Source organism: Edaphobacter sp. HDX4 (genome assembly GCF_036877565.1).
In the GTDB taxonomy this organism is placed as follows: domain Bacteria; phylum Acidobacteriota; class Terriglobia; order Terriglobales; family Acidobacteriaceae; genus Edaphobacter.
On sequence record NZ_JAEDXW010000004.1, the window covers coordinates 1 to 14,708 of the forward strand.

Consider the following 14,708-nt stretch of genomic DNA (forward strand, 5'->3'; position numbering starts at 1 on the left):
TAGGTAAGCTTTTCCGCCAGCTTGTTGCGTAGGGTCACGTCATCCACTGTGGGCCCTGCAACTTCAATCAAATTTTGCACTGCCCTGACATTCTTCCGATGATGAACTCTCTTATCGGCATCCTCCTTTTCGGAATAGACGGCGACGGTGCCTCGAAGCGTGACTACTCCATTCTGCACCGCGGCCTTCACGTCCTTGAACCGCTTGTTGTCAAGAACCTTCGTGACATCAGCCTGGATCGCCGCATCCTGCGGACCGGGTGCATTGTCCGTCTGAGCTATCCCTTGGAACGATCCAACCAGGAGAAGAATCGCGGCCATTGCCGGAGCGATTTTTCCTTGTATCTTTCTGCCTTTCATTGAATCCTCCAAGTAATCGGCGCGGCCGAAGGTATGTCAAAGATATGATGCCTGTCTGAACGTTTCTATCGGTAGCGACGACGGAGCTTATAGACGATGCTGAAAACGCCGGACTCATCTCGCGTAACCACGATCGAAGAATTGTGAGTCAGATCATACTGCACTTGAATGAGCTGCTGAGCTGAGGTATTGACGTTAGTCGCAAAGGTCGCAGTAATCTGCTTGGAGATCTGCTCCTGAATTGTGATTCTTGCTGAAGAATTGCCTAGGGTTCCGACGAAGGCAGGATCTATCTTTACGCTGCCTACGCCAAATAACTTCTGGACTCGTGACCCTACAGCCGCATTGAGAGCTCCTCCTAACAGAGCGCTGGTCGTGGGATCGGTTCCTGCTGCTACCTGCTTCTGCTGGTAGATCTGGGCCTCTTCCTGGGTTCTTCCAAGCGCCAGCAGAGCGAACACATCAGCTTCGCTCAAAGGCGGCTCTGACCGATAACTTGGCTTTAGATTGCTGGCCGTACCGTGCAGACCTACCGTGATCTCGTAGTTTTCTACCTGTGCCGTTGCGTCGATGTCGATCGTGGGATCAATGCGGACCGGATTGGTGAAGTAGATGTCGCCACGTTGCAACTGATACTTGGTGTTCGCAAAGGTAGCACTGCCGTCGGTAATTTGAATCCTGCCCAGGATAGACGGGACGGCTATGGTTCCACGAATACTCAGGTCAACTGAGCCGGCTAGCTTTGCATACGAATTCTGGAAGTCGAGCTGCGGCGAGCTTGTAACATGCACATCCATCCGGATCTTGTTCGACAACGCGTTGGGATCAGGCGGTGCGATGATCGTCGTTCCGCCACCGGCGAACGCAGCGAAATCGACGTCAGGCCCGACGCCAAATCGCGTCACCAGGATGTCGCCACTCAGCAATGCACTCGAAGAACTGCCCTGCAGTTTGAGGTTCGCATTTGCAGTAGCACTGAGGCCATACAACCGCACACGGACGTTGTCTCCGGTCGCGGTCAAGTCGGCGTAGAGACCGTCGCGGAACCGGAGTGATCCGCCGAGTTTGAGTTCGCCCCCGCCTGTCTTTCCGCTCACATCCTGCAGCTGTAGCCGGTCTTCAGCGAAGATAAGCGAACCGTTCATGTCACTTAAGCCATTCGGAACGCCGTCCAGTGCTACATCAACATGCTGAAGCTCGATTTTTCCAGTGAGTTTTGGATTCTTTACGACACCGCCCGCGGCAACGGTGAATTGGACTTGGCCTTTCGATATGATCCCTGGGTCAAGAGTATGGAGAAGAGCCATGCTCACCCTGCCATCACCCTTCATGTTGAGCTTACCGCCCTTCGGATCGGTCGCACCAAAGAGCTGGGCAGTACCCGAGATTTGCATGTCGGTATCCGTTCCGAGAATATGAACCTGCTCAAGAGTGGCTAATCCATCGCGAAGATTTACGCGGAGGGGATCGGCTGCCTTCAGCTCAATTCCCTGCAGCTTCAGATCGACATTGTTGAGCGCGATCCCTCCGTTCAAGGCTCGGGGCATCTTCAAAGGGCCATTGATTGTAGCTGTGCCGCTAATGGAAGATTGCGCCCGCAATTTGCCCGGCGCGAATATCGCAAGTGGCTTATCGATATCGAGATCAGCCAGCGTAAGTCTGGCCTGGGTTTCGTAGTTCCCCGTCAGCTGAGTCTGGCCCTGTAGATTGATTTTGGCTCCGACAAGGGTGGAGTCAGCAGTGAACAGAAGATTGCTGCCCTGGCTATGCGCTTCGACGGAGACGTTACCGACCGGCTGACCGGAATAAGTCACGTCAGCCAAAGTGACGTTGGCACGCAATGCAGGTTCGGTCATCGTCCCGTTCACATCCGCTTTCAGAGTCAGTTTGCCGTCGAAACTTGAGACGCTCTTTCTGATCGTCTCGAACTTAGACAAAGCGAGATCCTGACCTTCAACATGACCGTGGAAGCGCTGACTGCCCATATCGTAGCCTCCACTTCCACGAATCTGCATGCCGTGCAGTCTCAAGGAGACGTTGGTTGCATCAACGTTCTTGCCCTTAGCAGTCAGATCCGCGGACACGCTTTCGTAGGGCTCGCCGTATGCGGCTCCATCTTTGAGAGAGACATGCCCACTGCCATCCAGGTTTGCGAGAGTCCCCACAACGTGTGCATTTACGTTGATCGTGCCTGTCACGGGGATCTTCTGCTGCTGACCGGCAATCTGGAGGAGATCGGGAATCCCGGCGTCAGCCAACTGCAGTTGAGCATCAACGCTCGATCCTCCATCCCAAACGAAAGTGACGGCTCCTCTGCGTGACACCTGACGTCTAGGCTTAACTGTGCCTGCCGCCATCAGAGTGGCAGTGCCCCGATGGATCGTGGATGTCGCTACGGCCACACCTGAATTGGGTGAATATTCGGCATCAGCGACGAGCGAGTCGATCAGGGCATCCGTCGAACCCATGGCAAACTCGATATCTGCTGCTTGCAGGTGCCCCTTCACGTCGAGATCACGTGCGACTCCCTGAGCTGTACCGGAAAAATGAAGTGCGCCGTGCAGCTTCACCGGAATAGCAGCGGCTCCCTTTTTTCCTCCGCCCTCTAGTCCCAGCGATGTCAGCAGTTGGTTGTACTCCTCGAGATCACGCACCATCAGGTCCACATGGAGGGCCGTCAGCGGATCGCCGCGATTCACTCCGAGGATGCCGGACGCTTGGACGGTTGACTGCGGAGTCTGCAGATGAAGCTGTTGAATCTGTACAGTCTCATTTTTTCCAGCGTAGTGGGCCAGGATCTGGCCTGTCACTGGAACATTGGAGAAGATGCCCCGGCGTGCGACGCCAGTTGGTGCCAGTCTAAGATCGCCGTCGAGTTGCACCGTATCGGCGATATCCTTTGATTCCCCTCCCCATTCAACCTTTACGGGCCCACTCACTGCAGTATCGAAGCCTAAGTCTTGAAGGTGCTGAGCCGTCATGTCCAGGATGGATCGAAGCGGTATCTGATTGAGTTGGGCGTTGACGTATGCGTGCGATGGCCTGATCTGTGGAACCTGGCTGACTGGAGTCTTAGCATTCAAAGCGGTCGCTGTTTTGTTTGCGGTTGCAGCAGCAGCCCTCGCCGTGGGCGATTCTGAGGCTGTAACAGGCGTTTGACCCAGCCAGTCTTCGATTCTCATGTCGCCGGTTATGGATCCTCCAGCCGGCAGCTTCGCATGGATGTCGAAGACCCTTAGCTCTGCCGGTGTCATATGGACCTGCGTCGTCGCATCCAACCCCTGCAGCGTTACATACTCGTCGCGGTACCCTGCGCTATGCAGCTTGGCTGATCCCGCTACGACGAACGGCGCCGGGCATCCAGGCTCAAGGGGAACTGGCTGTTGGCTGCTCTTCGATTGACCCGACTGTGGCTGGGGCCTTCGCCACAGAGGCGGTCTCTTCTGCGAAGGCGGTGTACTCGCGAGGCAATTGCGCCCTTTGAGATTCACATCGAGGGTGCCTGCCGTCAGTCCTTCCACGCCTGTCAGAACGGTTATCTGTCGCAGTTCCAGTGCTCCCACAGCTGTAGCCTGCCACTCGGGCGCGCCAAAATGCTTCAGCGTTCCTTCTGCATGAAGCTTCGATCTCTGACCGGTTTCAAGGTCCAGCCTTGTCAGATCGGCCTCGTCTCTTCCCAGCTGCCCTTCTAAATGGATGGAGGATTGTGCTTCGGGTTCACTCTTCAACCGTGTTCGGAGATCCTTGAGATCGAGCGTCATCCCATAGCGATCCGTGTGGAAGATATAGTGAATCTCCGCTTCAAGATCACGGGCCGCAAGATCGAACGGAATAGCCCTGTCGTTGATTAAAGCCAGTCCATTCGCGATCTCTACATTTCCAGCGCGCAGATCAAGCAGCGTATCCGTGATCGGCTGCTTGCTTGTACTCGGGTGTTTTGGCGTTGGCTGATTGGTTCGGCCATCCTTATCCACAATCAGATGAAACTGCGGCCGGTCTATATGGAGATAGCTCAGCGAGACATGAGAAGCAAGGCTCTTCCCTACAGCTCTTGAAAAGAGATTTATGATCTTCAGGCGCAGCAGGATCCTGTCTACCGAGAGATAAGGAGCCTCGCCGGGTGCTTCCAGCCCATGAATCACCAGGCCATCAACCTGAACAGATAAATGCCACAGGTCGAAGTGGAGTCCCTTTACCTCAACGCGCCCTCCGGTCGCATCTCCCAGCACGGTTACGATTTCTCTCTCGACCCTGTGCTCGAAATCGGGGGTAGTCGTGTACCACGCGAAGGCACCGGAGAGAATCAACAAGAACAAGAAGATCCCGCCCAGAGTCCACAACGTGCCTCGGGTAATGCGGGAGGCGATAGACCGCTTTACCTGCTTCAGCTTCTGTTCGATCTGTTCTTTCTTCGCTTCGAGCCTTTGCTCAATCTGGTGGCGTTTCTCTTCAAGACGTTCTTCCAGCCGATGACGGTTGTCATCTCCAGGCGGAGAAGGTGTGACGGGGCCTTGCTGATCGCTCATGGTGCCACCTCACCAGGCTTCATCACCCACACATTTCCCTGCGCACGCAGCGACTGTAACCAGTCCCGTAGCAAGCTGCCTACTCGCTGCTGTAACAACACTTCCTCGATACGCCGTGAAATTGTCTCCAGTTTCGGAGGAGCGACCTTCTGCCTTGCATACTCCGGCAGCATGGTCTTCTCGTAGTAATCTTTGATCTCGTCATCGGAGATGTGAATGCCGTTCCGGAAACGCACTTCGATCAGTCTGAGCAACTCCATCCGCTTCTGCCACCGGTCTCGAAACTCCTGAACCGTGAAGCCATTATCAGCAAGATATTTCTGCCATCCGGAATCGGTACTGCACTGATACTGCTTGCAGGCTGGAATATCCCGGCGTAGTGTCTCGAGCTGCTTATCAACTTCTTCCTTGGATACTGCCATACGGTCAGCCTCAATGGCGGCCTGCTGCAGAATGAGGGTTCGATCGATCAAGCGCTGGACCGCGCGATCTCGTGAGTAGTCCGCCGCAGAACCACGGTACGGCTGAATCGCTTCGAACCTTCGCTCTTCGTCGACATCGCTTTCCAGAATGACATCTCCGTTGACGATAGCCACGACTCCATCTATCTCCGTTCCCCGGTTCTGTCCAGGAACCTTCGTCAACGGCACAGCAGGGGGAACGGCTTTCTGTTGCGCACAAGCAGATGCGGCCACGAGCATCAGCAAGATCATCCTGCCAAGCGATGTCAGCTCCGCGTTCTGGGTCATGCTGCGCATTTAGAAACTCTGTCCGATGCTGAAGAAGAAGTTGAAGTGATTACCCTGCCCCACGTAGGGAGGCCTGCCTGCATAGTCGTCTATCACCGGATAGATCGGGGGATTGAGGTTGTAGCTGAAGTCAACCCGGATTGGGCCTACCGGCGTCCTGTAGCGTGCACCGATGCCCACAGCGTGAGAGAAGTAGTTGAAACTGCAGTGCCCGATAGTTCCTGAGATGTCCCTGCAAGTGTCGCGGTTCGGCTGTTTGAAATTCAGGAAGCTGGGGAACATGTCCTCGGGATTCTGAAACACATTTCCCATGTCATGGAAGAGCACGAAGCTGACGCTTTCTCCCACATATGGAAGCGTCGGAGGAGGCAAACGCAGCTCGAAGGAATTTACAAAGGCGGCAGATCCGCCAACGGGGTAGCCTGTCTGCAAATCGCGAGGCCCCGCAGCATTGATTCCAAAACCTCGATGGGAGGTCGCTCCACCGGCATACAGTCTTTCCGGCAGTGGAACGGCGTTGCAGGTCGGATTCGTCGTTCGAAGGTCGCCAGCGCAGACGATATTACCGGCGTTAGGATTTTCGCCGGATGGATGTTCGTAACCGATTCGCGTTCTTCTTGCAAAGACATATCGATGATGAAACAGAGAATAGTAGGTGGAGTTCGTGCCATCCAGTTTCCAGAAATCCGTCTGCGAGCCAAATTTGGAGGATGCAAAGAAGGCCTGCAACGAAGAATAGGTTCCTTTCGAGGCATCGAGGGGGGAAGGCTGGCGAGTGTCGTGGAACCAGGTGAAGTTCGGACCACCTACCCGGACCGGCTGCGAAAGCAGAGGGATCAGATCGGATGAGATTCGGAGACTGTTCGGGTCAACTTTCACACGCCGGAACAGAAACTCGTAGATGAACGTGTCGGTCCTCTTCCACTTCTGCGTCACTCGCACGCTTGCCTGCAGGGTAGAGGAGGCAAAGGTGGTGATGTCCTGGATGTTGGTGTAGCCGCCGGATAGAGAGGTCGAAAAGTTCTGAGCACCGAACGTGTGCGGGTTCTGGTATGTCAAAATCCCGATCTGTTCGAGCAAGCCATAAGTTGAGCGGAGACTTATTGAGTTTTGGGTGCCGCGTAGATTGATCCGGGAGACGTCGAGGGAGACACGAGGGCTTACGCTCCCTCTACCCTCTGGACCGTAATTTCCAGTACTGCCCGAGTTGCCCTGGATGGTTCCGCCCGGATTTCCAGTCTCGGCCTCGAAGCCAACGCCGTAGGTTACGTTCCATCGCTTCGCCTCGGTCGTCTGAATGAGCACGTTCTTCCGAGGAGCATCTCCCTTGGGATTCTGGACCGCGGTGATGACTTCGTTGAACAGTGCCAGGTTATAGAGGTTGCGCTGGCTCTCGAGGAGGGCCGTCTGGTCCAGCGGATCGCTCGGATGTACCAGGATCTGGTCTTCGACTATCTGGGGTTTCGTGTAGTGGAGGCCTGAGAGCAGGACTCGATTTACGAAGACCTGCTTGCCTTCCGCAACATTCACAGACACGTCAGTTCGCGTCGGATCATCTTCTTTATGTAGCTGCAGATCAACCTTCGCTTGATCGAAACCGTGACTCAAATAGTAGGTGAGCACAGTATCACGGTCTCCCGTCAGGGTCACCAGAGAGAACGGCTGGCCCTGCTGCGTATTCATCAAGGATTTCACATCCTGGAGTCGACTCGGATTTACTCCGGTGAGGTCAACCTTGCCAAATTTCTTCTGAGGACCTTCGTCTACGGTGTAGAGAACGGAGATGGTTCCTGCCTTCTTAGCGTCCTTCCCGGAATCCTTATCGTCGACGCTTGTCGTCACCTTGACCTGGTCAAAGCCATTCGCCTGGTAAAGCGCCTGAATGGACGACACATCACTCGCCACCAGCCCGGGGCTGTATCGTCCGCTCCTCTGGTAGGCATCCCCTTTCTTAACCCGCATACGCTCGCGGAGGATGTCGTCTGAGAAGTAGTGATTTCCCTTCAGATTTACCGCAACGACTTTGTGCTTTATCCCCCGGTCCACGGTGTAGATCACGCGAGCGCTGGGCGTATTTTGCCCAATAACCTTCACGTCAACCGTTGCATCGAAATACCCTTCCTGTTGCACAAAGTCGCGGATGTTGTGCATACCTTCGTTCAGAAGATCATTGTCGATGGTGCCTTCTTCAAAGATCGGAACCAGGAGGCGTAGGCGGCTCTTTGAGACTTTTGCTCCCTCGACGAGGACTTTTACCTCCGGGCCCTGCTCCACGTGGAAGTCATAGTCGAGCTCACGGCGTTGCGAATCATACGTCTGCTTTTGAAGGCTGACGGTCGCTTCCAGTCGATCCCGTTTTTGATATTGCTTTTTCAGTCGTGTGAGCGCGTTGCTGATGGTGTCGCGGTTGATTTTCTTTCCGTGCTTCAGCTTTCCTTTTTTCCGGAACTCGTCAATCGTCATCCCCAGAGCCGGACTCTGGACGGTGACCTGTCCAATCCTGGCCTGCGGGCCGATTTCGACATCGTATTCCATGCTGACCTGAGAATTTGGGCGATCCAGCGTGGTCCCGGCATAGACTTTCGGTTCGTAATACCCATTGGATCGCAGTACATCCCGAATCCCCTCGGTGCCAGTCGCTACTGAGCCGTCGGTATATGCCGTTCCGGGATTCAGCTTGGTTGCATACTCCAACAATGAGGTCAGTCGATCGCTTTTAACCCCGACAATCGTCACGCGGCCTACATAGTAGCGTGGAGTCCCCGCATAGATGAGAGTCATTCCGTCGCCGTCCCGAACTCCTCGCACCGTGATATCCCGATAGCGTCCACTGTCGAAGAGGCGACGCGTGCTCTGGCGGACCTTTTGCGGATCCAACGGCTCGCCGACCTTTTGTGTCAGCTCTTTCGGTAGTGTGTCGGTTGCTTCGAAGGTGACTCCGGTAAATTCGATCTGCTTGACAACCAGACCCTTCCATTCCCAGACCGAAGTGTCCAGCCCTGGGCCCGTCGAGATCGTAGGTTGCGGGGCTCTTGTCCGCGGTTGTGCAGTTTCCGTCTGAGATGCCTGTGGCGTTGCCGCCGGACTCGTCACCTGCCCTGGCACAGAGAGCGTTGGGGTCGACGGTGTGGAGGCTGCGGGTGTCGACGGTGTGGTTCCGATGGGTTCGTTTTGAGCGTGGCCATAGATGGTCATCCCCCACAAGAGGAATGCGATTACCGCGCCGGATGACATCCCGCCACCCTGACCTTTTTTTATTCGCCCTCTCCGCAACGGACCCAAGATACCCATTCCTCTCGCAAACTGCTGAAACGGACAGAACTTCGCCTCAAATCTGCCTCTACAGCCTCTTGTCTCCTGTAGGATGCCAGCCGGACCATTTTGCTCGCCCGGTTTTCGCCTCAGGCGGACATTTCCCTATACTACGAAAGAGCAGCGTCCTCCGGGACACTCAAAGTCGCCCATGGAACCTCTCTATCCTGAGTCCGCTTCCTCCACCACTTCCGTGGAAGGTACGGTGATCGAAGATCACGAGCGATACTCTCGCCAGATCCTGTTTCGTCAAATCGGGGTTGAAGGCCAGGCAAGGCTTGGACGCTCCCACGCTGCTGTTGTGGGGTGTGGAGCTACCGGGGCCGCAGCGGCCTCTCTGTTGGCGCGTGCGGGTGTCGGAACACTGACGCTGATCGATCGTGACTTTGTAGAGCCATCAAACCTGCAGAGGCAGGTCCTCTTTGACGAGGCAGATGCTCTTGAGGCTCTCCCCAAGGCGGAAGCGGCGCGTCGAAAGATCGCGCAGTTCAACTCCCGGGTCACGGTACGGTCTCACATCGCAGACCTCGTACCTGAGAACATCGCTACTCTCCTGGGAGATAGCGACCTGATCCTCGATGCGACAGATAACTTTGAGACCCGGTATCTCATCAACGATTTTGCGGTTCAGCAGACTAAGCCGTGGATCTATGCCGCAGCCATCGGCGCCTACGCGGCCACTATGAATGTCCTTCCCCGGTTCGCGGGGAGCGGATCCGATCCAGTGGATCCCGTCTGGCGGCCCACAGCTTGCCTCGCCTGCTTATTCCCAAAGCCACCGTCAGGTCCGGTCGAGACCTGCGACACGTCGGGAATCCTCTCGACCGCTGTCAATTTCGCGGCTTCGATCCAGGTCACCGAAGCTCTTAAACTCCTGACTGGCCAGACGGAAGCGATTCGCAGAACGCTCCTCTCCTTCGATCTTTGGACATCAGAACGCTCTGAGATCTCGGCCCAAAACCCCCGCGAGGGCTGCGCTGTCTGCGACCGCCGTGAATTCACTCACCTGGCAGGACTGGGTCGGCCGCACATCACCTTGTGCGGGCGAAACTCGGTACAGATCCATGAACATCACCGCGCGGTCGACTTCGCGGCGATGCGGGACAGGCTTACGCCGCACGGGCAGGTTCGATTCAACAATCTTCTCCTGCGTTTCGAGCGCGGGCCTCACGTTCTCACGCTGTTTGGAGACGGCAGGGCGATCATTCAGGGAACGACTGACGTCACCATGGCCCGCTCTCTTTATGCTCGCTTTATCGGGTCCTAACGGCAGCTTCATAAACGCCGTATCTACAATGAATGCAACCTTTTTCCCTTGTAAAAGCTCAAACCAAATACGTGTGAAAACATCTTTCAGCTTTCCCCCGCGGCTGGATGCAGGCAGCAACGAGGCATTCAGAATTCAACACAACCCGGAGATTGATAATGGAAGTCCAAGGTCTACAGATGACCGAAACTAAAACTGCCCCCGGGCTATTCAAAAGAAATCCTCCGATCGCTGGAGAGGCCGAGGCGATCGAGCGCGCCAAAGCTGGAGATGCAGAGGCTTTCTCGAAGCTCTACGCGCTGCACAAACGTCGCGTCTATACTCTGTGCCTCCGTATGCTAGGGAATGTCTCTGAAGCCGAAGACATGACCCAGGAGGCGTTCCTTCATCTTTTCCGCAAGATTGGGAGCTTCCGTGGCGAAAGTGCCTTTTCGACCTGGTTACACCGCCTGACAGTCAACTTGGTCCTCATGCACCTGCGCAAGAAGGGACTTCAGCTGGTTTCCCTGGAAGAGACCATCAACCCGTCGGAAGAGGACTCGCCAAAGCGCGATTTTGGAAGCCGCGATACCCAACTCGCAGGATCAGTTGACCGCGTCGCCCTCGAGCGGGCTGTCGCCTCTCTGCCGCCAGGCTATCGTATGGTCTTTGTGCTCCATGATGTGGAGGGTTTCGAACATAACGAGATCGCCGTCATGCTGGAATGCTCGACCGGAAACAGCAAATCTCAGCTACACAAGGCGCGTTTGAAGCTTCGCGAGCTGCTCCGTCAGTCGGAGTCCACAGCCCAGACCGATCTTAAGGAAGCGGCGTTATGATCTTGAAGAATTCCAGTCCGGCCCCCATGTCTTGCGCTGAATTTCAGGAGCAACTACCAGACCTGTTTGCAGCTGGAGGTCGGAGTTCCATCGATGACCCTTCCCTCTCCCAGCATTTAGAGACCTGCGAAAACTGTACTGCCCTGGTGCGAGACCTGCAGTACATCGCGGATCAGGCGAAACAGCTCCTGCAACCGACGCACGAACCTAGTGACAGTGTCTGGAAGAAGATCCAGGAAGGTCTTGCCTCCGAACCCAGCTATGCCGCTGAACCCAACGAGAAGTAAATATTCCGAGATTTGACCGTTGCTTCGTACATGGTCAACGTGTATCGTTGTACTCAGAATGATGCGTGATCTCCACTCCGTTCGATTTAGCTACGGCTACTGGTATCCAGTGGCGGCCGGCGGAGCCTCGCATGCATCTCTGAACTGAGTCAGATTTCAGAGTCTTCGATCTTCCCGAGCCGCGACCTAAAGGTCGCGGCTTTCACTTTTTACGATAAAGAATGAGATACCGGAGAGACCCAATGCCAGCCAGCCCGTCAACCCTCACGAGCCCCACGTCAGGCCAACTCAGCCCTGCAGTGCTTCCCTTCCACCTGCGCCGTCTTGTACTCACAGGATTCATGGGAGCCGGGAAGTCAACCGTTGGTCGCCTTCTGGCTTCCCGGCTGGGATGGGAGTTCCTGGATCTGGACCAGCACCTTGAAAGCCGGGCCGGAACGACTATCCCTGAGCTCTTTTCCCGCCACGGAGAGGCGTACTTCCGACGCCTGGAATCCACCGCGCTGGCCTCGGCACTGGGGCGGACCAACGTGATTCTTGCGTTGGGTGGAGGAACGCCGGAAGAGCTGACCAACCGTCTGCTAATCGAACAAACGCCTGCAACCGCAGCTGTTTTCCTTGATGCATCGTTCGCTACCCTCTTTGATCGTTGCGTCCTTCAGGAGATCTCACGTCCGGTTCTGGCCGATCCGGCGGCGGCCCAGGTACGGTTCGAACGGCGCCGACCTCTGTACATCCGCCTCTCACACCTTACGGTGGAGACCACGCAGCTCACATCCAACGAAACCGTTGAAACCATCCTCTCGAGACTGGACCAGATTCCGCACTCCCGCAGCTAGACGACAAGCGCCCCATTACCGGCATCTAAATACATAGAGTCAAAGAGGATACAAACCTGCCTGAAACCTTCGATCTGATTCCTGATGAGAAACGATCCCGTCGTGTCGTTCGAGGCCATATCCTCTTCGCCTTTATGCTCCTGCTGGCCCTAGGCCTTGCATGGTTGCTGGCGAAAGAGATCATCCTCATTTATGTCAGCGCGCTCTTTGCTGCGGTTTTGATGCCGATCGTCAATCACATCATGCAAATCAAGGTTCGCGGGCGGCGGACATCCAAGGCAGCGGCAATCTTTTTGATCGTCTCTGGCATGGGCCTTGTGGTTGGAATCTTTCTGACGGTAGGACTCCCGCCCGTTGTGCATGATCTCAATCAATTCTCGGCAGAACTCCCCACTCGAATCCCCAAGATGATGTCAAGGGTGAATCAGCTTCCGATAGCCAATCGGCTTGGCGTCAACGAGATCGCTCAGCGCGCTGAGGGAGCCTTCACAACAGCCGCCAGCTATCTGATGACATCACTGCCGAACTGGCTGTCGCACCTCTTCGACATACTCTCTGCCATCTTTCTCTGCATCTACTTCATGCTTGAAGGTGATCGAGCATACCGGTTCGCGCTCTCTCTGGTTCCCACACTTTACAGGGATCGTCTAGGCAGAACCCTGGAGCGCGCAGACAAAAAGATCGGCAAATGGCTTGTCGGGCAGGGCCTCCTCATGCTGATCCTGGGGATCTCCTCCACCATCGTCTTCGCCGTCCTTCACGTCCGCTACTTCCTCCTGCTCGGGTTTCTGATGGGCCTGTTCAACATCATCCCAATCGCCGGGGGAGTATTTACCATCACGTTATCCGCCATCGTCGCTGCATTCGACTCATGGACCAAGCTGGCAGGAGTCGTGATCTTCTACCTTCTTTATCTGAACGTCGAAAATGCTTATCTCACTCCACGCATCATGGGGAGCAGCGTCGAACTCTCAGGACTCACCATTCTGATTGCTCTTCTCTGCGGAACTGCCCTCGCAGGCGTTGTCGGTGCGCTTGTTGCCGTTCCTACCGCTGCGTTAATCGCAGTCATTCTGGAAGAATACGCGGTGCAAAAAGATGCAGTCTAGGGCGGATGGGTACAGAGGTAACCCTATTTTGACCAATGGTATACAGATCTTCGGCTAATCCAACTGCTCAAAAAAATTATCTCTGGCGCATTTACCCTTGATATCCTTTTTCGAGTGTCCGACCTGAGGTTTAGTCAACCCGCGCGCCGCAACCTCCTTGCTCCAGTTCTCATTGCCTTTTTAATCCTTGGCCTCGCAATTGCGCTCCTTCTGCGTTTCACGCCTCGAAGCACAGCGAAGGTCAATATTCTGCACACCGCACTCTACTCAACTCACACCGTCTTCAAGTCTGACTCCATCCTGGTGGGAAGAGATCGTTCTCAGGATGACTTGTATGTGGTGGTCACGCTTCGAATGGAAGACCGTCTGAATCTGCCTCTGTTCATCAAGGATCTCACCGCGACCCTCGAGACCGCTGATGGGGAAAAGCTCGAAACGAGCGCCGTTCAGAAGCAGGATTTCGGAAATCTCTTCACGACCTACCCCGCCTTGCGTCCCCTAGCAGGCAGTCCTCTCCTGCGGGATACTCTCATCGAATCCGGCAAGGCGGCTGAAGGTACAGTGGTGCTGCACTTCCCCGTCACCCAGGACGCCTGGAATCGCCGCCGCCAGGCCACGCTGCATATTGCGCTCTATCATCAGGGGCGCATCGCAGTTGTCATCCCCGCAGGGGATCAGGCTTCGTCCCCCAGGGACGAAGGAGCATCAGAAGACGAATGACTCGTCGCCGCTGGATTGCTGACGCATGGACCTCTACCACGGCTACACTCACCGGAGAACAAGCCGCGCATTTGGCTCGTGTCTTACGGGCGACTCCGGGTCAAATGTACGACATAGTCGCCGGAGGCTTTCTGTACCGCGGAGAGATTATCCGCGTGGAACCTGCGGAAGTCGTCTTTGCCCTCCACGAAGAGCTCGAATCGGACACCGCGCTTCCGCTTCACCTTCTACTCGCAGTCTTCAAATTCGATCACATGGAATGGGCTATCGAGAAGGCGACGGAGCTTGGCGTGGAGCGCATTACGCCTGTCCTGGCCCGACGAACAGAGAAACACCTCTCTCAGGCAGCCGTAAAAAGAGCGGAACGCTGGCGCCGAATCGCCCTTGAATCCTCCAAGCAATCGCGCAGAACAACCATCCCGACTATCTCCGAGCCCTCGCCCCTCAAGCCGCTTCTGGAAAGCACCAAGGAGTCGGTGCGTATTCTTCTCTCGGAGACGGAACAGAACACAAGCATCGCATCGATATTGAGCACAAGCACTGTCGCTGGTACGTATGCCCTGGCGATCGGCCCGGAGGGCGGTTGGACCGCCGAAGAGATGGAGCTATTTTCCGCCCATCAGTGGCAGCCGGTCACATTGGGACCAAGAATTCTTCGCGCCGAGACGGCGGCCATATCCGCTATCGCGATTCTCTCTTCGAACCTCGCCTAGCGCTGTACT

General features: G+C 55.6%; 11 protein-coding genes. 7 read left to right on the forward strand and 4 right to left on the reverse strand.

Annotation, left to right across the window (positions count from 1 at the left end):
- The 4 genes from JAO29_RS05620 to JAO29_RS05635 form a co-directional block, all read right to left on the reverse strand.
- On the reverse strand, window positions 1–359 hold a 359-nt coding region (locus JAO29_RS05620; protein ID WP_334267211.1), incomplete at its 3' end, for a BON domain-containing protein.
- A 65-nt stretch (window positions 360–424) separates the two neighbouring features.
- Entirely contained in the window at window positions 425–4,885 is a 4,461-nt protein-coding gene (locus JAO29_RS05625) for a translocation/assembly module TamB domain-containing protein (protein WP_334267212.1), read from the reverse strand.
- A complete protein-coding gene (locus JAO29_RS05630; protein WP_334267213.1) occupies window positions 4,882–5,643 on the reverse strand; it encodes a SurA N-terminal domain-containing protein in 762 nt (253 codons plus the stop codon). Before JAO29_RS05630 ends, JAO29_RS05625 begins: the two co-directional genes overlap by 4 nt.
- Window positions 5,644–8,925, reverse strand: coding sequence for a POTRA domain-containing protein (locus JAO29_RS05635; RefSeq protein ID WP_334267214.1), 3,282 nt, complete (start codon window positions 8,923–8,925; stop codon window positions 5,644–5,646).
- A 172-nt stretch (window positions 8,926–9,097) separates the two neighbouring features.
- Between JAO29_RS05635 and JAO29_RS05640 the strand changes: the two genes are divergently transcribed.
- From JAO29_RS05640 to JAO29_RS05670, 7 genes are all read left to right on the forward strand, one after another.
- Entirely contained in the window at window positions 9,098–10,213 is a 1,116-nt protein-coding gene (locus JAO29_RS05640; RefSeq protein WP_334267215.1) for a ThiF family adenylyltransferase, read from the forward strand.
- Between the two features lie 158 nt (window positions 10,214–10,371).
- Entirely contained in the window at window positions 10,372–11,031 is a 660-nt protein-coding gene (locus JAO29_RS05645) for an RNA polymerase sigma factor (protein WP_442886319.1), read from the forward strand.
- Window positions 11,028–11,318, forward strand: a complete 291-nt coding sequence (locus JAO29_RS05650) for a hypothetical protein (RefSeq protein WP_334267217.1) — start codon at window positions 11,028–11,030, stop codon at window positions 11,316–11,318. Before JAO29_RS05645 ends, JAO29_RS05650 begins: the two co-directional genes overlap by 4 nt.
- 242 nt (window positions 11,319–11,560) lie before the next feature.
- The gene (locus JAO29_RS05655; RefSeq protein ID WP_334267218.1) at window positions 11,561–12,157 is read left to right on the forward strand and encodes a shikimate kinase; all 597 of its coding nucleotides are present in this window, start codon (window positions 11,561–11,563) and stop codon (window positions 12,155–12,157) included.
- 134 nt (window positions 12,158–12,291) lie between these two features.
- Window positions 12,292–13,266 (forward strand): AI-2E family transporter, encoded by a 975-nt coding sequence (locus JAO29_RS05660; RefSeq protein WP_334267219.1) that lies wholly within the window; start codon window positions 12,292–12,294, stop codon window positions 13,264–13,266.
- Window positions 13,267–13,380: 114 nt separating this feature from the next.
- Complete coding sequence (locus tag JAO29_RS05665; protein WP_334267220.1) at window positions 13,381–13,986, forward strand: hypothetical protein; 606 nt, start codon at window positions 13,381–13,383, stop codon at window positions 13,984–13,986.
- Window positions 13,983–14,699 (forward strand): RsmE family RNA methyltransferase, encoded by a 717-nt coding sequence (locus JAO29_RS05670; protein ID WP_334267221.1) that lies wholly within the window; start codon window positions 13,983–13,985, stop codon window positions 14,697–14,699. Before JAO29_RS05665 ends, JAO29_RS05670 begins: the two co-directional genes overlap by 4 nt.
- The last annotated feature ends 9 nt before the right edge of the window (window positions 14,700–14,708 follow it).

Coding starts and splice junctions, on each gene's coding strand:
- JAO29_RS05660 (WP_334267219.1), top strand. CDS start 12,292: ATGCTCCTGCTGGCCCTAGGCCTTGCATGGTTGCTGGCGAAAGAGATC.
- JAO29_RS05635 (WP_334267214.1), bottom strand. CDS start 8,925: ATGGGTATCTTGGGTCCGTTGCGGAGAGGGCGAATAAAAAAAGGTCAG.
- JAO29_RS05650 (WP_334267217.1), top strand. CDS start 11,028: ATGATCTTGAAGAATTCCAGTCCGGCCCCCATGTCTTGCGCTGAATTT.
- JAO29_RS05670 (WP_334267221.1), top strand. CDS start 13,983: ATGACTCGTCGCCGCTGGATTGCTGACGCATGGACCTCTACCACGGCT.
- JAO29_RS05645 (WP_442886319.1), top strand. CDS start 10,372: ATGGAAGTCCAAGGTCTACAGATGACCGAAACTAAAACTGCCCCCGGG.
- JAO29_RS05630 (WP_334267213.1), bottom strand. CDS start 5,643: ATGCGCAGCATGACCCAGAACGCGGAGCTGACATCGCTTGGCAGGATG.
- JAO29_RS05625 (WP_334267212.1), bottom strand. CDS start 4,885: ATGAGCGATCAGCAAGGCCCCGTCACACCTTCTCCGCCTGGAGATGAC.
- JAO29_RS05640 (WP_334267215.1), top strand. CDS start 9,098: ATGGAACCTCTCTATCCTGAGTCCGCTTCCTCCACCACTTCCGTGGAA.
- JAO29_RS05655 (WP_334267218.1), top strand. CDS start 11,561: ATGCCAGCCAGCCCGTCAACCCTCACGAGCCCCACGTCAGGCCAACTC.